Source organism: Streptococcus cuniculi (assembly GCF_001921845.1).
Taxonomy (GTDB): Bacteria; Bacillota; Bacilli; order Lactobacillales; family Streptococcaceae; genus Streptococcus; species Streptococcus cuniculi.
In genome coordinates this window covers 42,048-58,859 of the sequence record NZ_MSJM01000005.1, presented here as the reverse complement: position 1 = coordinate 58,859, position 16,812 = coordinate 42,048, and the positions used below count along the sequence as shown (strand labels likewise).

The window sequence follows — 16,812 nt, the reverse complement described above, 5'->3', positions numbered from 1 at the left end:
ATTGTACCACCTTTTTTATTGTTTGTATATATTTATTTGTATATGTTATTATACTGATTTAAAAAATTCTACTATTGATAGAATTCCCCTCACAGACCAGTCAGTTTCTCTTCTTTCCAATGGATACTGTTGACTACTATTCAAAATTCGTTAGCGTGACCCCGAGCAGGCGAATGCCCTTAGACCAGTCTGCCACCTGCTCCAAGATTTCTTCGACCCGTTGCTGGATGAGTTCTGCCTCATCTGTCGCTTCTTCCATACTCACCCGCTTGGTCAAGGTGGTGAAATCAGCATAGCGGATTTTTAGGACAATGGTACGCCCTTTTTTCTCGTGGCGTTGCAGGCTGTCAGCCACCCGTTTGGAGAGGCTAGCCAGTTCTTTTTTAGCATCTTCTTCCAGATACAGGAGTTTCCGATATGTCCGCTCCTTGCCGATTGATTTGCGGATGCGGTTGACCTTGACAGGTGAGTTGGAAATCCCTCGCGCCTTGCGGTACAAATCATAGCCAAAGCGCCCGAAGGTGTCAATCAAGGTCATCTCTGGAACTTCCAGCAAATCCGCTCCCGTATAGACTCCCATATCATGCAGTTTTTCGACGGTCTTCTTGCCAACCCCGTGAAATTGCTCTACTGGTAAGTGCGATAGGACATCGATTGCCTCATCTGGTAAAATCACGGTCAACCCATGGGGCTTTTCCATGTCTGAAGCAATTTTTGCCAAGAATTTATTATAAGACACGCCCGCAGAGGCTGTCAGATGGAGTTCATTCCAGATGTCATGCTGGATGAGCTTTGCAATTTTGACGGCTGACTTAATTCCTTTTTTATTGTTTGTCACATCGAGATAGGCCTCATCGATACTCATGGGCTCCACAAGATCTGTATAGCGGTGAAAAATCTCCCGCACCTGCTGACCAACTGCCTGGTATTTTTCATGATTTCCAGAAATGAAAATCGCCTGTGGACAGCGCTCATAGGCTTCCTTGCTACTCATGGCCGAATGCACCCCAAAGGCCCGTGCCTCGTAGCTGCAGGTCGACACGACCCCACGCCCACCAGACAAGCGCGGATCCCGCCCAATGATGACAGGTTTGCCTTTCAAACTCGGATTATCCCTGATTTCGATGGCAGCAAAAAAGGCATCCATATCGATATGAATGATTTTTCGTGATGTATCATTGATTAAGGGAAAAATCAGCATCGTTTGATCACCTCTTTCCTCTAGTATAGCTTAACTTTTCCATTTATGCCAAAAATCGCTACAAGTCTATGAAAATCAATGAAAGAATGTAAGAGGGGTGTAAGTTTTTTCATTTATTTTCAAGTATTTCTCCCTTGTATAAAGTGGTTGCAAGTGGTATAATAAGAGGCATAAAGACGCATTGCGCCTAAATATAAAAGGAGAACCCTCATGTCAACAAAAGTTAAAACAAAAAATGTAACTGAAGACATTTTCGCCCAAGCTTGGGAAGGTTTCAAAGGTGATGACTGGCAAGAAAAAGCTAGCGTAACCCGCTTTGTTCAAGCTAACTACACTCCATATGACGGAGACGAAAGTTTCCTTGCAGGCCCAACGGAACGCTCTCTTCATATTAAGAAAATTATCGAAGAAACAAAAGCAGGATACGAAGACACTCGTTTCCCAATGGATATTGACCGTGCGACTTCAATCGCTGATATCCCAGCTGGTTTCATCGACAAAGAAAACGAAGTCATCTTCGGTATCCAAAACGATGAATTGTTCAAATTGAACTTCATGCCTCGTGGTGGTATCCGTATGGCTGAAACAACATTGATTGAAAACGGCTATACTCCAGACCCACTTTTGCATGAAATTTACACAAAACATGCAACAACTGTAAACGATGGTATCTTCCGTGCTTACACATCTGATATCCGTCGTGCTCGTCACTCTCACCACGTTTCTGGTCTTCCAGATGCTTACTCACGTGGACGTATCATCGGTATGTACGCTCGTCTTGCCCTTTACGGAGCTGACTACTTGATGGAAGAAAAAGTGGCAGACTGGAACTCTATCAACGAAATCGATGAAGAGTCAATCCGTCTTCGCGAAGAAATCAACTTGCAATACCAAGCATTGCAACAAGTTGTTCGCTTGGGTGACCACTATGGTGTCGATGTTCGCCGTCCTGCATTGAATACAAAAGAAGCTATCCAATGGACAAACATCGCCTTCATGGCTGTATGTCGTGTCATCAACGGTGCTGCAACATCACTTGGACGTGTGCCAATCGTACTTGACATCTATGCAGAACGTGACTTAGCTCGTGGAACATTCACTGAATCAGAAATCCAAGAATTCGTTGATGATTTCGTATTGAAACTCCGTACTGTTAAATTTGCTCGTACAAAAGCATTTGACGAAATCTACTCAGGAGACCCAACTTTCCTTACAACTTCTATGGCAGGTATGGGAAATGACGGTCGTCACCGTGTTACAAAAATGGACTACCGTTTCTTGAACACACTTGACAACATCGGTAACTCTCCAGAGCCAAACTTGACAGTTCTTTGGTCTGACCAACTTCCATACTCATTCCGTCGCTACTGTATGGCAATGAGCCACAAACACTCTTCTATCCAATACGAAGGTGTTACAACAATGGCGAAAGACGGATATGGTGAAATGAGCTGTATCTCTTGCTGTGTGTCACCACTTGATCCTGAAAGCGAAGACAAACGCCACAACATCCAATACTTTGGAGCACGCGTAAACGTTCTTAAAGCCCTTCTTTCAAGCTGGAACAACGGTTATGACGATGTCCACAAAGACTACAAAGTATTTGACTGTGTAGAGCCAAACAACTCTGAAATCTTCGAATACGACCAAGTTATCGCAAACTTTGAAAAAGCACTTGACTGGTTGACTGACACCTATGTAGATGCGATGAACATCATCCACTACATGACTGACAAGTACAACTACGAAGCAGTTCAAATGGCCTTCTTGCCAACCTTCCTTCGTGCAAACATGGGATTCGGTATCTGTGGATTTGCAAACACAGTTGACTCACTTTCTGCGATTAAATACGCACAAGTAAAACCAATCCGTGACGAAGATGGCTTCATCTACGACTACGAAGTAACAGGTGACTTCCCACGCTACGGTGAAGATGATGACCGTGTAGATGACATCGCAAAATGGCTCATGGAAGCATTCTTCACACGCTTGAACAAACATAAATTGTACAAGAACGCAGAAGCGACTGTTTCTATCTTGACCATCACTTCTAACGTTGCTTACTCTAAACAAACAGCGAACTCTCCTGTTCACCGTGGAGTATTCCTCAACGAAGATGGCTCTGTCAACACTTCTAAAGTAGAATTCTTCCCACCAGGTGCAAACCCAACTTCTAAATCTCGTGGTGGTTGGTTGCAAAACTTGAACTCATTGTCTAAATTGAACTTCAAACATGCAAATGACGGAATTTCATTGACAACTCAAGTATCACCAAAAGCACTTGGTAAGACATTTGACGAACAAGTCAACAACTTGGTAACAATCCTTGATGGTTACTTTGAAAATGGTGGACAACACGTCAACTTGAACGTTATGGACCTTCAAGATGTTTATGACAAGATCATGAACGGCGAAGACGTTATCGTCCGTATCTCAGGTTACTGTGTCAACACTAAATACCTCACTAAAGAGCAAAAAACTGAATTGACACAACGTGTCTTCCACGAAGTTCTTTCAATGGATGATCACGCTGCGGAAGTTGCAGGTAACTAAGACTCGTCAAAAATCAAACTCTAACGTTGTTAACTCACCTTGATGAACTTTAGTTCTATCTACGGTTTCGTTGCCTAGTTAGACTCTGATTTTTATAGAGTATAAGATTTTAAAAAGTAGTTCTGAGAAATCAGAACTACTTTTCTTATTGATTATTGTCTATGTACGTTAAGTTTGGCTTTCCAGAGCTGTCACGATGACCTGATACAACTCTCTACGTTTCTCAATCCACAAGGGACGATTGTCCTCATCATAGGTACGATTGGTGAGAAAAATGGCTGCTAGCTGCTGCTTGGGATTGACCAACAGAAAAGGACCTGTATAGCCTGTGTGATCCAGCCAACCACCGTCCTCAAGATTCCAGACAAGGGAACGAGGTTTTGATGTGCTGATATTGTGAGCCAGATGTCTCGCAAACTCCTCTTGCAGATAATGGTCGAGAAAGACTTTCAAGTCCTCTACAGTTGAAAATAGGCCCGCAGAGCCACAATGTACTCCCAATACCTTGGCCTTAGGATCATGGACCATACCTGCCTGTACTCCCTTGACGGTCGGAACAGCAGGAGAAACAGGCCCAAACTGTGTTTCTTCCATCCCCCACGGTATAAAGATACGCTCCTGTAAGATGACATCTAGGGGCTGACCGAGCAACTCTTCCAGCATAAAGCCAAGCAAAATCAGGTTGATATCGGTATAGCGAAACTGCTTATCACCTGTCACCTCAATCGCTTCAATCGCCTCTTTTAATCCTGCAAAATCTAGAGAATCCCGATTGGGAATATAAGGGTCAATCCCTGTCGTATGGGTGACAAGTTGACGAATGGTCACACTCTTGTCATGAAAACGAGGGTAATAAGTCACAAGAGGCTTATCTAGCTCGATGGTTCCCTCTTGTAGTAAAAAAATCAGGACTGTGCCTACTCCGACAACCTTTGAAACAGATGCCAAATCATAGGTCAATCCCGCTTGCGTTACGACGCTTTCCTCACTATGACCGAGGTAATATTCTTCCCATTTACCCTGATGATAGAGGGCTAGACTCGCCCCTCGGTATAATCCTTCTGCTATTTGCTGCTCGATTTTTTCTAAGATAGCTTTCATTTTTCAAACCACAGCTCAATATTGCTCATATCCTTTGTCTGTAAGAAGCGCTCTTTCTTATCCTTAAAGAAAGGAGCCTGTAGCTTTTCTTCTAAAGTTGCCCAATCCATATCGGCTGAAACAGGGATGCGCAAGCTGTCTAAGTCCCAAGTGGACTCGCTAGAAGCAAGCAAATCTTCTCCGACTGCTTCACGGAAGGCAAGCATTTGCTGCCCTGGCAAGATTTGCTCATAAAAGCTACGACTTTTTTCGGGTTGTGGCGTGTTGATAACAATTGTTTCAACGGAAAATGCCGTCAATTTTTCAAAACCGTCCAAGGCCTGAAAGACTACTGGTGGTAAGATTTCCACAAGTTGTGAAGCATCATCTTCTGCGTGAAGCAAGAAGCAATCATTTTCTGGCGAAATAGTTTCAAAAGCGTAGCCGCGAGCCCCTTTATAGAGCTTAGTAAAGACCGCACCACGCGCTAACAGAGCCTCGATTTCTGCGGGATGCTCCACCTGTATCACGACTTTGTGCAACTTTTTAGGACCTTTCACAGCCCGTGTCCGCATACTTGGTGACTCTACCAAAATAAGCTTAATCTCTGGACTTTCTTTCGCTCCAAATTCTGCAAAAGCAGCATCTTCCAAATAGGTCTTAAATCCGAGATTGTCTTCTAAAAAGCGCTGATTTGCGCCACGATTGTTTATTCGAATAGCTGGAATCATCTTCTTTACTTTCACCATACTCCATTTCCCTTACTTCAGTACCTCTCTATTGTAATGGAAAACGCTAAAATTTACAAATAATTGACTGTAGATTGAAAGTAAAATCTTCTTATCTTTAGACAACAAAAGAGGCTACAAGGCCTCTTTTTGTTTTATCCGTAGATGAGTTTGTAAAGTGCAACCGCACTGATACCTGCTGCGATTGGCGCAAGGACTGGTACCCATGCGTACCACCATTTTGAATCAGCTTTGGCTTGACCAAGAACAGATTTTGGTAACAATTGGTGCAAGATACGTGGACCCAAGTCACGAGCTGGGTTAAGCGCTGGACCAGTTGGACCACCGACAGCCGCTACAAGAGCCATTACCAAGAAACCAAGTGCCAAGTGAGCCACGTTCAACCCTGGGTTCAAGAAATTACTCATTTGAACTTTCATGGCTGGGTCAGATAAATCTACCCCTTGTTTTGTTGCAAAACTAAGCACTTCTGCACCGAAGTAGTGTTTGGTAATCGCCATTGCACCGAAGAACAAGACGAATGAACCGAAGAACTCGTTCAAGAATCCGTTAATCCATGATGCTTTACGGCTCGCTACTGTCCCGTCATCAAGTGCTGAAATCGTTGAAAATGATCCCAAAACATGATTTGGATTTTCTGTTTTCATGAAGTAAGGACGGTAAACACCAACGACTACTGCTTGACCTGCAATCGCTCCAAGCAATTGTGCTGCGATATATCCTGGAACCAAGGCCCAATCAAAGTAACCTGATACTGCTAAACCAAGTGTGAAAGCTGGGTTGATGTGGTTTCCAGAAACATTTCCGAACATCAACGCTGGCATCATCACTGCCAAGCCATAACCGATGGCAATCAAAATCCAACCTGCGTTGTTTCCTTTTGTGCCTTTCAAGTCCACATTCGCCACTGTTCCGTTACCTAAGATAATAAGCAAAGCTGTGGCAAGAAATTCTGTAATGTACTTAATATGTACTGCTACATCCATTTTTTCATATCCTCCGATAATTTTTAGACAAACACTATTGTATCAGCTATAATAGGTAATGTAAAGACTATTTTAACATTTAGGAGAATGTATGCGTTTTAATCAATTTTCTTATATCCAAACACCCCCAAAAACCATGCTAGCAGAGCTTGCAGACTTGGGATTCTCACTCCAGCCTGAACTCGGCGACAAGGAAAATTTAGAACACTTTGTCCGCAAGGTTTTCTTTTTGACAAAAAATACGGACTTTCCCCTGTCCAATCTCATCGCCGACTGGGAGACTGACCTGTTGAGCTTCTTTCAGTCAGACGACGAATTATCACCTCAAATCTTCTATCAAGTGGCTTTTCAGCTACTCGGATTTGTGCCTGGGGTTGACTACACAGATGTCATGGACTTTGTCTCAAACAGCCGATTTCCAATTACCTATGGTCCTCTCATCGAAAACCTCTACCAGCTTCTGGTCACCCGCACCAAGTCTGGGAATACCCTAATAGACCAACTGGTCAGCGACGGTTTCATTCCTGAAGATCAGACCTACCATTTCTTCAATGGAAAGGCTTTAGCGACATTCTCAACGAGCGACGTGATTCGTGAAGTGGTCTATGTTGAAACACCTGTTGATACGACCCAATCTGGGCAGACAGACATCGTTAAGGTGTCGATTTTACGTCCAGCCTTCGCAGGAAAAATCCCTGCGGTCATCACCAACAGCCCCTATCATCAGGGAGTGAATGACCAGGCCAGCGACAAGGCGCTCCATAAAATGGAGGGCGAACTCGCCATCAAAGAGCCCCACACCATCGAGGTAGCGCCACCAAGCACCGCAACGATCCCTGCTGACCAACGCCCACTTCCTATCAGCAGCGCAACAGAAAAGGTCGCACACATCGGCTCTTACTCGCTCAACGACTATTTCCTAGCCCGTGGCTTTGCCAGCATCCACGTATCAGGTGTCGGAACTCTCGGCTCTACAGGCATGATGACCTCGGGCGACTACCAACAGGTCTACAGCTTTAAGGCCGTGATTGACTGGCTCAATGGTCGGGCAAGAGCCTATACAGATCACAGCCGCTCGCAGCTTGTCCTCGCTGATTGGGCAAGCGGTAAAGTGGCTACAACAGGACTATCTTATCTCGGCACCATGTCAAACGCCCTTGCGACAACAGCTGTAGAGGGGTTAGAGGTTGTGATTGCGGAAGCTGGTATCTCGTCTTGGTACAACTACTATCGGGAAAATGGTCTTGTGACAAGCCCTGGAGGCTACCCGGGTGAAGACTTGGATAGCTTGACGGCACTCACCTATTCTAGAAGCCTGCAAGCAGGCGATTTCCTGCGAAATAAGACCCAGTATCAAGCAGCAATTGATGCTGAAAGACAGGCGCTTGAACGCACGTCTGGCGACTATAATCAATACTGGCATGACCGCAACTATCTCCTTCAGGCAGAGCAGGTGCGGTGTGAAGTTGTCTTTACCCATGGCTCACAAGACTGGAATGTCAAGCCCATTCATGTCTGGAATATGTTTCACGCCTTGCCAAACCATGTATCCAAGCACCTCTTCTTCCACAATGGCGCTCATGTCTACATGAATAACTGGCAGTCGATTGATTTTAGGGAAGCGATGAATGCCTTGCTCACGCAAAAGCTACTCGGGCAGGAAAACCACTATCAGCTTCCTGACATCATCTGGCAGGACAATAGCATGCCGCAGACATGGACAGAATTGGCTCAATTTGGTGGACAAGAAGAAAGGACCTTCCCTCTCGGAAACGGCATCCGCACCATTCAAAATCAGTACCCAGAAGAGCAATTTGCAACATATGGCAAATCCTACCCACGTTTCCTCCAAGACCTCTTTGAAAACAAGGCCCAGCAAATCACGATTGATATTCCGCTTTCAGAAGCCCTGCACCTAAATGGGCGGGCGCGCTTGCAATTGCGTGTCAAATCAAGCGTCGCAAAAGGACTTTTATCAGCGCAAGTATTGGACTTGGGACCAGCCAAGCGCCTCGCTCCCATTCCAGCCATGAAAGCCCGTGCTAGTCTCGACAACGGCCGCTTCTACGCTACGGAAAACTTGATGGAGCTCCCCTTTGTGGAAAGCCCACACCGCGTCATCACTAAGGGCTATCTCAATCTGCAAAACCGCAACGACCTGCTCACAATTGAAAGAGTACCTGCAGGGGAATGGATGGAGCTTGAGTGGGAATTGCAGCCGACTATTTACAAGTTAGGCAAGAACGCTACTCTGCGTGTCATCCTTTATACAACAGACTTTGAATGCACCATTCGCGACAACGGCGACTGGCAGCTTGACGTCGATTTGGACCATTCGCTATTAATCTTACCTCATGAATAACCAAAAGCAGGAGAGTCTCAAACTCTCCTGCTTTTTTGTTCAATATCGTTCCCCTTCTTTCAGTATCCAGAAGAAAAGAAGCGAATCTTCGAAAGCTAGTCTGTACTAGGAAAAAGATAAATAGGGTAAAGCGTCTCTCATTCCCATCCAGCCTAACCTTCTCTTTTGAATCCTATAATGGGTGAATGGTCACTCCCTGTACGACACGGTTGACTGTTCCTGTTGGCGATGGTGTGTCTGGGAGATTCTTGCATTTCAATGCTGTCATAATGGCAAAGGTTTGACCAAATAAAATGTATGGGAAGGTCAAGAAGACATCTGGTAAACTGGAACCGCCTTCTGCTAGGACTAAGTTCGGTGCCTCGGTATTGATCAATGTATCTGCTGACAGCGCAACGATACGAGCTGCAATCTGATCACCATAGACTTCGTTGACCAAGTCGACATCGTATTGTCTGGTGTAGGCATCGTTTGATGTGAACAGAATGACAATGGTCTTCTCATTGATCAGCGATTTTGGTCCATGACGGAAGCCGAGTGGAGACTCGTACATGGTCGCAATTTTTCCTGCTGTCAATTCCAGAATCTTCAACTGTGCTTCGTGGGCAAGGCCGTAGAAACCACCAGCTCCTAGGTAAATCACACGTTCAAAGTCTAGGTTCACCAATTCTTGCACATAATCTTCACGGTCTAAAACATCTTGCCCAAGGCGTGCAATAGTTTCCACCCAGCCTGCTTTTACTTCTGGTGTTTCAGGTGAAAATACCAACAAGGCTGTCAAGGCCATACAGGTATAACTGCCTGTCATCGCAAAGCCTTTGTCATTTGAAAGCGCTGGTTGAAGCAAGAGCAGATTGGTAGCATCACCTTCTGCTGCTTGAGCCAATTTCCCTTCCGGTGCACAGGTAATGGTCACTTGGTAGAGGGTATCGACTAGTTTTTTAGCAATCTCAACGGTCGCCAAGCTCTCTGGAGAATTTCCGCTACGGGCAAAGGATACGAGAATCGTTGGAATATCTGCCTGTAGATAATCATGTGGACGACTGACAATTTCCACCGTACCGACTGTCACAAAGCGGATATGCTTCATGTCATTGACCTGATTCAAATGATTGGCAATGCTTTGACCCACAAAGTCTGATGTTCCAGCACCTGTAAAGATGACCTGCACAAAGTCATGTTTTGCTTTAATGTCATTCAAAAATGCTGTAATCGTCTCTAACTTGTCATGATAGAGTTGATAGGCCTCTTTCCACAAGCCCGGTTGCTGATAAATTTCAGGCGCCGTGATAATCGCACCTAGTCGTTCCAATTCTTCTTTTGGTAAATGAAACATAGGACCTCCTCTATAGTGGTTATAACCAGTTTTTCTTTTATTATACTCCATAAAAACGCTTTCGTCAATAAAAAGTAGGTTAATATATCAAAAATATCGTTGACATCCCTGCCAACGATATTCTGTTTTTCATTTCTTACAAGTCCAAGGAAGATTTCAAGAGCTGTTCAATCTCTTGACTGGTCCTTGCTGCTTCAAACTGTTCCTTAAACTCTCTTCTCATCAACAGACGCGCCAGCTGAAAGACTGGTCTAAGAGATTATAAAAATTTTGAGGATTAAGCATAGCATGGGTTGGCAATAGGGTAAACTATTCCCTTTTCTCTTCCGCTATTTCTTTTCCTATCCCTCATAATGAAGCAACCTTTAAAAATAACGTTCTATTCCAGCTCTGCCATTTCTGTATGGGTCTCATTCAAAGCAAGTATAATATTATTCAAGGCTGAAACAGTGGTATTGAGCATTGGTAATTTAGCGTCAGCATCTGTCATAATAGCAATGATGTAAGGACCAGACTTGGCATAGACAATGCCTGCATCACTAGCTGCATGATAACCTGGATAGCCAATCCATCCTGCTTTACTACGGACACGGTACCGGCTGCCTAAAACACTCTTAATGGGCGATAAATTTGGATTTTCAAACCATAGACCAACCTGCTGACCTGTTTTGTCATTGGTAAAATACTCATAATTCCGTTGCCATAACTTGAAGAGTTCACGGCTACTATAGTATGGATAGAGTTTTCTAGCAATACTGGTCCGCACACCTGCTTCGGATGCCCAAGCAGATAGACTGGAAAAACCGTAAGCATTGGCCAAATATTCATAGCCGTCATTGCTAGAATAACGTAGCACATTTTGCATGGTCCCAACACTATTTCTAAGAGCACGTGGGTTCTTAGCAGCTAGACTCGCAACAAATGGACCTTTTACAGTGCTTGCTGAGTAGAATTGCTTGTCAGCGTTATACTCTACTCCTTTTTTTGTATGGACATCCATCATGACAAAGCCTATATCATGGCCTTGAGCTTGGAAAGATTTGATTGCTGTTACCAATTGAATCTTGGCAGACGGTGATAAGGCATAGCCTCCGGAAGTTCCAATTTTAGCAGCAATAGCCTCATCATGCGCATACTGCGTTTGGATAGGATTCCCCAGACGCAGAGCTTTAAATTTCACTCCTTCTTGTTTCCAATTATGCTTTGGTAAGATGCGATATTCATTGGTATCAGTGGTCCAATGATGCAAACCACGTAGACGAGCATTGTATAGACGGTAAATGGAAACATCTCCATCCGAATAAAATACTGGCTGACCGTTATTATCTTTTCGCCACCCGTGACGGCTGGTCAGAATATTGACTTCATTCGTATCAGCCGTATAAAGATGATTTTGAAGAACTGGGTTATAGAGACGATAGACTGGTGTTCCCTTGCTAGGTGCATACCAAGCTACACCCTCATAGCCCCACCCATGTCTACTATAGAGAACATTTTTTTCATTCACATCTTGTGTATATAAGTGTTCTCCATTCAATCGATTGTAGAGGCGATAGATAGCCACTTCAGTTGCAGTGGGTTCTTGTTGCGCTTTTTCTGCTTCAGCTGTAGCTGGAAGAACATTCTCTTGATTTTCTAAACTTGCAGAGTCCGATGACTCCAACACTGACTGATCTGAATCTATTGTATCAGTCGCCGAGGTCGCTGGTTCCACCTCAACCACTTCTTCTAGACTTGTACTCGTCTCAGTATCCGTTGGGGCTTCACTCTGCTCACTCACACTTGTTTCTAGCTCATCAGACTGACGAGTTGATGTTCCCGTTTGGCGACTAGTTATTTCTGAACGAGCACTACTTTCTTCTACCACACTTGAAGACGGCAAACTATCCACTCCTTGGGCTTGAAGAGATGTCGGAGTCGCTCCCACAAACAACACCCAAAAGCCCAATAATAGCATGCCTGCAATCGAAAATTTTTTCATACCATTCTCCTTTTTTGTATACCCCATTATTATACATGGCATTGATTGATTTGTAAATATCAACTCCCTTGCCAAATTAGCCCCGCTTACCCTCTTCGGCTTTAAGACAGAGCTTTCTTATTTTCCAGACTTTGAAGTCCACTCTAGGCTCCCTCTTTTTATCCTGTCACGCATTTTATTAGACGCTTATGCCGCTAGCCTCCGTTGAAAATGTGGTATAATGAAGAGTGTATTACATGACATCATCTTATCAGTCATGATGAAAAGGAGAATAATATACTATGATGAATATGCAACAGATGATGAAGCAGGCGCAGAAATTGCAAAAGCAAATGGAGAAAAGCCAGGCTGAACTTGCTGCAACAGAATTTACAGGGGCATCTGCCCAAGACTTGGTCTCTGTGACCTTTACGGGCGATAAAAAGCTCATCTCCATCGATTTCAAGCCTGAAGTCGTAGACCCAGATGATTTGGAAACCTTGCAAGAGATGACCATCCAAGCGGTCAATCAAGCTCTGACAAAAATCGATGAAACAACCCAGAAAAAATTAGGGACTTTCGCTGGAAAATTGCCGTTTTAATCTAGCTTTCCGTCACAAACCAAAAAACCAAGGAAATCCTTGGTTTTTTCGTTTATTTACGCCAATTCAGCGATAATCGCTTTGAGTTGCTCTTTGCTGTGGACACCAGCGACTTGTTTTACGACTTCTCCGTCTTTCTTGAAGAGAAGGGTTGGGATGGACATAATCCCAAATTCGCGGGCGGTGTTTGGATTTTCATCGACATCCATTTTCAAAATTTTCAACTCATCTTCATGAACTTCTTCTGCTAATTGCTCCAAAATCGGTGCTTGCATGCGGCATGGACCACACCAAGTTGCCCAAAAATCAATCAACACAAGTCCTTCTTTGGTTTCTTCGACAAAGTTTGCATCAGTAACTGCTTGAACCATATTCGTTCTCCTTTTTTTCTTTGTACTGCTATTCTACACCAAAAAAATGCTTTTTCAAAATATTTGCTACGCCTGCGGAATATCTACGACATAGGTCAATTCTTGGTAGCATTCCTCGATGTCAAACAAGTCCAGGTCTGTCTGATCCGTAACGATGTAAATCCCCTCTCTGAGGTAATAAGGCAGGCGCTGATTATCCATATCTTTCAAGGCTAACTGTCCCTTGTCCAAATCCACCCCAAAACGAAAAGCTGGCGTATCCTTGGGTTGCCCGATAACCAGATAATCGCTACAGACCAGTTTGCCACCCCATTTTTGATAGAGATGATTGGCCACATCGCCCGCGCGCGTAAAAATGGCTAGTTTTTCCACCTGATGTTCCTGCAACTCGCTCAAGGCTTTGGCATAGAGCGCTTGCGCAATGCTCTTTCCTTGATAATCTGGATGAACAGCTAGATTGGTGAAATAAGCTACCTTGTCTGCCGGCGCATACAGATAAGACTGGCTATACTCTTGATTGTAGATATCCATGTCCAATAAGCCGACAATCTGGCCGTCCATTTCTGCCACTAACTCGATGCGGTGGTCGTAGATGTCTGTATCTAAGGCTGGTTTTTCCGTCTCCCTGTCGTCAAAAAAGGGCGAAAAGAGATAGCTGAGTGCCTTGGTATAGACCCAGCCTTTTTCATCGCTGGCTTGGTATTGTCTGATGAGCATGATTGACCTCCTGTATGGTTGATATTCGTATTGTACTCCACAAATACTATCTGTCAAGGGGGTAGGCTCTTTAAAGCTCATAATGGTAGACCGCTTCCTTACTACTGAACTAGAAATAATCAATTTGTAAATCGTAGCAAGTAGCCATTGGGGTCTTGCAGGAGAAATTCGATTTGCTCTATAGCGATACCATTGACGAGATATGAACTTCTTGTCAATTCTCTATAAATCTCGATTTGCTCCTTTTGAATCGTTCGATAGAGCTCTTCCACACGGTCGCAGGTGATTGAAAAATTGATTCCCCGCCCTAAGGGATATTCTAATTCACCAATGTTCCAGCCGTCATCGTGGATTTGCTCAAACATAAACTGACTATCCTCAAACGTCATAAAAGCAAACTTGTCTTCTGCTCGCTCATACTCTAGTTTAAAGCCTAGGGTTGCATAAAAATCTTTTGTCCGCGTGATGTCAAAGACAGATAATGCTGGAATAAGTTTATTGAAATGCATGGCAGGTTCTCCATATTTTTAAAATCATCTACCGCTACTCATTACTTAAAGATCACAATGGTAGCACCGCTGCCTCCTGCATTCTGGGGAGCATAGCCAAATTCTTTGACCTGCTTGTTGCGGCGAAGATACTTGGTCACTCCCTCACGGATGACCCCTGTCCCGATACCGTGAATGATATCGACTTGAGACATATTGTTGAGAAGAGCCTGGTCGATAAATTCATCTAGTTCCTGCATGGCCTCTTCGTAGCGTTTTCCTCGTAAATCAAGGCGGGCCTTCGGCCCTTTGCCAGTTGTGCGTTTGACGACATGGACTTGTTTTTGTTTTGGCTTTTCTGCTTTTTCAGCCTTAACAAGTGTAAACTCGTCTGCTTTTAGGGTCATCTTAATCAAGCCAACTTGGGCTTCCCAACGTCCGTCTTTGAGCTGCTTGGTCAAGGTTCCGCGCTGTCCATAACTGGTCACCAAAATATCATCACCCACGCGCGCAGCCTTTTCTTTCTTTGCCTTTTTCAAGACCTTGTTTTTCGAAAGGTCAACGACTTCTGGTGCTAGTTTTTTCAGCTGACTTTTAGCTTCAATAATCTGATGCGGTTTGAGACTGGCCTGACTGTTGAGGTTCTTTAAAATATCATCACTTTCAGCCAAGGCCATGGTGACAATCTCCTGCGCCTCCAAGCGCGCCTTGTTTAACTCTGTTTCTTTTTCCCGTGAAAATTCATGGTAGAGCTTCTTCAAGACACGGTTCATCTTGAGATTTTCCTGCTCGACCTCACGAATGGTATCGAGGCGCTTGCGGCTTTCCACGGTCTGCGCTTCTAGCTTTTCAATGATGTGGTTGACATCACTATCGGTGCTGATCATATTTTCCGCATCCTTGATAATGGCTGTTGATAAGCCGAGGCGCTTTGCAATCTCAAAGGCATTGGAACGTCCGGGAACACCCTGCATAAATTTGTAGGTCGGTCGCAGACTCTGGCTATCAAATTCCATGCTGGCATTTTCCACGCCTAGTGTCTCAATTCCGTAGGCTTTTAATTCTGGATAGTGGGTCGTTGCCATGGTTTTAATGCCTCGCAAGCGCAAGTCTTCCAAAATCGCCATCGCAAGGGATGCACCCTCTTGTGGATCAGTCCCCGCTCCCAATTCATCAAATAGGATAAGGGAATCTTGATCAGCAGTTGCCAAAATATCCACTGTATGGGTCATGTGACTGGAGAACGTTGAGAGGCTCTGCTCGATGGACTGCTCATCTCCAATATCTGCAAAAATGTCGTGGAACAAGCCAACCCGACTGCCCTTATCGGCCAAAATCGGCAGCCCCGACTGGGCCATGAGATGCGTCAGCCCTAGTGTTTTCAGCATGATGGTCTTACCACCTGTATTGGGACCTGTAATCACGATTGCGGTTAATGCTTCCTTAAAATACAAATCATTAGGCACAGGATTAGCCAAGAGCGGATGACGAACATTTAACAGGGCAATATCCTTGGTCAGGGATAAGGTTGGAATGGTAGCCTGATAGGTACGGGCAAAGACATGCTTGGCACGAATGAAATCTAGATGCCCAATCACCCAAGCGTTGTTGCGAATGACGCGACTATGGGGACGTAGCATATCGGACAATTCCTGCAAGATACGGCTGATTTCATGGCGTTCCTCGGCCTTGGCATGGGTCAGTTCTTCATTGAGGGAGACGACCGCACGCGGTTCGATGTAGACGGTTGAGCCTGAAGCTGAAATATCATGCACAACACCTGAAATGCGATTGCGGTAGGTATTTTTCACAGGTAGGACATTGCGCCCGTTCCGACTGGCTAAGACGGTATCTGTCAACATATCGCTCTTGCTCTTGAGCATGTCTTGTAAGACCTGCCTGATTTGATCTTCGGATTCGCGAATCTTTCTGCGAATCTTGGTCAAGGTTTCACTAGCAAAGTCTTCGACAAAACCTGCATTGTTAATGGCCTGTAAACTCCCTTGGATATGGGGGAATAGCTCAATCTTTTCAAACAGGGACGGCAACTGAATCAGGTCCACATTTTCCAACTGCTGGTAAAAATCGACCAATTCCTTTGATACTTCCAAGACTTTTTTGACAGCCAGTATCTCAGAAATATTGAGATCGGCTTCCAAATCCAAACGTTTCATGGCAGGTGCGATATCAATCGTAGCTCCCAAGCTAAAACGAGGGTGTTCGACGAACAATTGCGCCATATCGGTCACTTCATCAAAGGCCTGCTGAATTTTCGCCGCATCTGTCATAGGCATGAGCTCTCGTAGTTCAACAGCTCCTTGTTCTGTCAACATAAGAGGTTCAAACAAGGCCTTGACCTTGTGAAACTCTAGGGTTTCCATAATTTTTTGATTCATATTCTTTCTCC

13 protein-coding genes and 1 pseudogene are annotated in these 16,812 nt (G+C 44.5%); 4 read left to right on the top strand and 10 right to left on the bottom strand.

Features of this window, described 5'->3' with window-relative positions; all coding sequences use genetic code 11:
- Nucleotides 1-136: 136 nt before the first annotated feature.
- Nucleotides 137-1,201 (bottom strand): DNA polymerase IV, encoded by a 1,065-nt coding sequence (dinB, locus tag BU202_RS06320; protein WP_075104951.1) that lies wholly within the window; start codon nt 1,199-1,201, stop codon nt 137-139.
- A 210-nt stretch (nt 1,202-1,411) separates the two neighbouring features.
- Here dinB and pflB point away from each other — a divergent pair, with 210 nt between their 5' ends.
- Entirely contained in the window at nt 1,412-3,754 is a 2,343-nt protein-coding gene (gene pflB, locus BU202_RS06315) for a formate C-acetyltransferase (protein WP_075104950.1), read from the top strand.
- Nucleotides 3,755-3,922: 168 nt separating this feature from the next.
- Here pflB and BU202_RS06310 read toward each other — a convergent pair whose 3' ends face one another.
- The 3 genes from BU202_RS06310 to gla form a co-directional block, all read right to left on the bottom strand.
- Complete coding sequence (locus BU202_RS06310) at nt 3,923-4,855, bottom strand: serine hydrolase domain-containing protein (RefSeq protein ID WP_075104949.1); 933 nt, start codon at nt 4,853-4,855, stop codon at nt 3,923-3,925.
- On the bottom strand, nt 4,852-5,583 hold the full coding sequence (locus BU202_RS06305) for a CppA N-terminal domain-containing protein (RefSeq protein ID WP_075104948.1): 732 nt from the start codon (nt 5,581-5,583) through the stop codon (nt 4,852-4,854). Before BU202_RS06305 ends, BU202_RS06310 begins: the two co-directional genes overlap by 4 nt.
- A gap of 134 nt (nt 5,584-5,717) precedes the next feature.
- On the bottom strand, nt 5,718-6,569 hold the full coding sequence (gene gla / locus BU202_RS06300; protein ID WP_075104947.1) for an aquaglyceroporin Gla: 852 nt from the start codon (nt 6,567-6,569) through the stop codon (nt 5,718-5,720).
- 91 nt (nt 6,570-6,660) lie between these two features.
- Between gla and BU202_RS06295 the strand changes: the two genes are divergently transcribed.
- On the top strand, nt 6,661-8,931 hold the full coding sequence (locus BU202_RS06295; protein ID WP_075104946.1) for a Xaa-Pro dipeptidyl-peptidase: 2,271 nt from the start codon (nt 6,661-6,663) through the stop codon (nt 8,929-8,931).
- Nucleotides 8,932-9,103: 172 nt separating this feature from the next.
- On the opposite strand, the gene BU202_RS06290 is transcribed toward BU202_RS06295, so the two are convergent.
- Together BU202_RS06290 and BU202_RS06285 are read right to left on the bottom strand one after the other, a co-directional pair.
- Nucleotides 9,104-10,267: an SIS domain-containing protein gene (locus BU202_RS06290; RefSeq protein WP_075104945.1), complete on the bottom strand. Its 1,164-nt coding sequence runs from the start codon at nt 10,265-10,267 to the stop codon at nt 9,104-9,106.
- A gap of 379 nt (nt 10,268-10,646) precedes the next feature.
- Nucleotides 10,647-12,248 (bottom strand): serine hydrolase, encoded by a 1,602-nt coding sequence (locus BU202_RS06285; protein ID WP_075104944.1) that lies wholly within the window; start codon nt 12,246-12,248, stop codon nt 10,647-10,649.
- Between the two features lie 61 nt (nt 12,249-12,309).
- On the opposite strand from BU202_RS06285, the pseudogene BU202_RS06280 reads away from it, so the two are divergent.
- Both BU202_RS06280 and BU202_RS06275 read left to right on the top strand, forming a co-directional pair.
- Nucleotides 12,310-12,456: pseudogene (locus BU202_RS06280) on the top strand (MurR/RpiR family transcriptional regulator); the annotation flags it as partial.
- Nucleotides 12,457-12,529: 73 nt separating this feature from the next.
- Nucleotides 12,530-12,829 carry a YbaB/EbfC family nucleoid-associated protein gene (locus BU202_RS06275; RefSeq protein ID WP_075104943.1) on the top strand — a complete coding sequence of 100 codons (300 nt, stop codon included), beginning with the start codon at nt 12,530-12,532 and terminating at the stop codon, nt 12,827-12,829.
- 56 nt (nt 12,830-12,885) lie between these two features.
- On the opposite strand, the gene trxA is transcribed toward BU202_RS06275, so the two are convergent.
- The 4 genes from trxA to BU202_RS06255 all read right to left on the bottom strand — a co-directional run bounded on the left by trxA (nt 12,886) and on the right by BU202_RS06255 (nt 16,801).
- The gene (trxA, locus tag BU202_RS06270) at nt 12,886-13,200 is read right to left on the bottom strand and encodes a thioredoxin (protein WP_075104942.1); all 315 of its coding nucleotides are present in this window, start codon (nt 13,198-13,200) and stop codon (nt 12,886-12,888) included.
- 66 nt (nt 13,201-13,266) lie between these two features.
- On the bottom strand, nt 13,267-13,917 hold the full coding sequence (locus BU202_RS06265) for a GNAT family N-acetyltransferase (RefSeq protein WP_075104941.1): 651 nt from the start codon (nt 13,915-13,917) through the stop codon (nt 13,267-13,269).
- Between the two features lie 119 nt (nt 13,918-14,036).
- Nucleotides 14,037-14,426, bottom strand: a complete 390-nt coding sequence (locus BU202_RS06260; protein ID WP_075104940.1) for a VOC family protein — start codon at nt 14,424-14,426, stop codon at nt 14,037-14,039.
- A gap of 41 nt (nt 14,427-14,467) precedes the next feature.
- On the bottom strand, nt 14,468-16,801 hold the full coding sequence (locus BU202_RS06255) for an endonuclease MutS2 (protein WP_075104939.1): 2,334 nt from the start codon (nt 16,799-16,801) through the stop codon (nt 14,468-14,470).
- Nucleotides 16,802-16,812 lie beyond the last annotated feature (11 nt).

What these genes read in the sequence shown, in the direction of transcription:
- BU202_RS06265 (WP_075104941.1), bottom strand. Translation starts at nt 13,917, where the DNA reads ATGCTCATCAGACAATACCAAGCCAGCGATGAAAAAGGCTGGGTCTAT.
- BU202_RS06290 (WP_075104945.1), bottom strand. Translation starts at nt 10,267, where the DNA reads ATGTTTCATTTACCAAAAGAAGAATTGGAACGACTAGGTGCGATTATC.
- BU202_RS06255 (WP_075104939.1), bottom strand. Translation starts at nt 16,801, where the DNA reads ATGAATCAAAAAATTATGGAAACCCTAGAGTTTCACAAGGTCAAGGCC.
- dinB (WP_075104951.1), bottom strand. Translation starts at nt 1,201, where the DNA reads ATGCTGATTTTTCCCTTAATCAATGATACATCACGAAAAATCATTCAT.
- BU202_RS06275 (WP_075104943.1), top strand. Translation starts at nt 12,530, where the DNA reads ATGATGAATATGCAACAGATGATGAAGCAGGCGCAGAAATTGCAAAAG.
- BU202_RS06305 (WP_075104948.1), bottom strand. Translation starts at nt 5,583, where the DNA reads ATGGTGAAAGTAAAGAAGATGATTCCAGCTATTCGAATAAACAATCGT.
- BU202_RS06260 (WP_075104940.1), bottom strand. Translation starts at nt 14,426, where the DNA reads ATGCATTTCAATAAACTTATTCCAGCATTATCTGTCTTTGACATCACG.
- pflB (WP_075104950.1), top strand. Translation starts at nt 1,412, where the DNA reads ATGTCAACAAAAGTTAAAACAAAAAATGTAACTGAAGACATTTTCGCC.
- trxA (WP_075104942.1), bottom strand. Translation starts at nt 13,200, where the DNA reads ATGGTTCAAGCAGTTACTGATGCAAACTTTGTCGAAGAAACCAAAGAA.
- gla (WP_075104947.1), bottom strand. Translation starts at nt 6,569, where the DNA reads ATGGATGTAGCAGTACATATTAAGTACATTACAGAATTTCTTGCCACA.
- BU202_RS06295 (WP_075104946.1), top strand. Translation starts at nt 6,661, where the DNA reads ATGCGTTTTAATCAATTTTCTTATATCCAAACACCCCCAAAAACCATG.
- BU202_RS06285 (WP_075104944.1), bottom strand. Translation starts at nt 12,248, where the DNA reads ATGAAAAAATTTTCGATTGCAGGCATGCTATTATTGGGCTTTTGGGTG.
- BU202_RS06310 (WP_075104949.1), bottom strand. Translation starts at nt 4,855, where the DNA reads ATGAAAGCTATCTTAGAAAAAATCGAGCAGCAAATAGCAGAAGGATTA.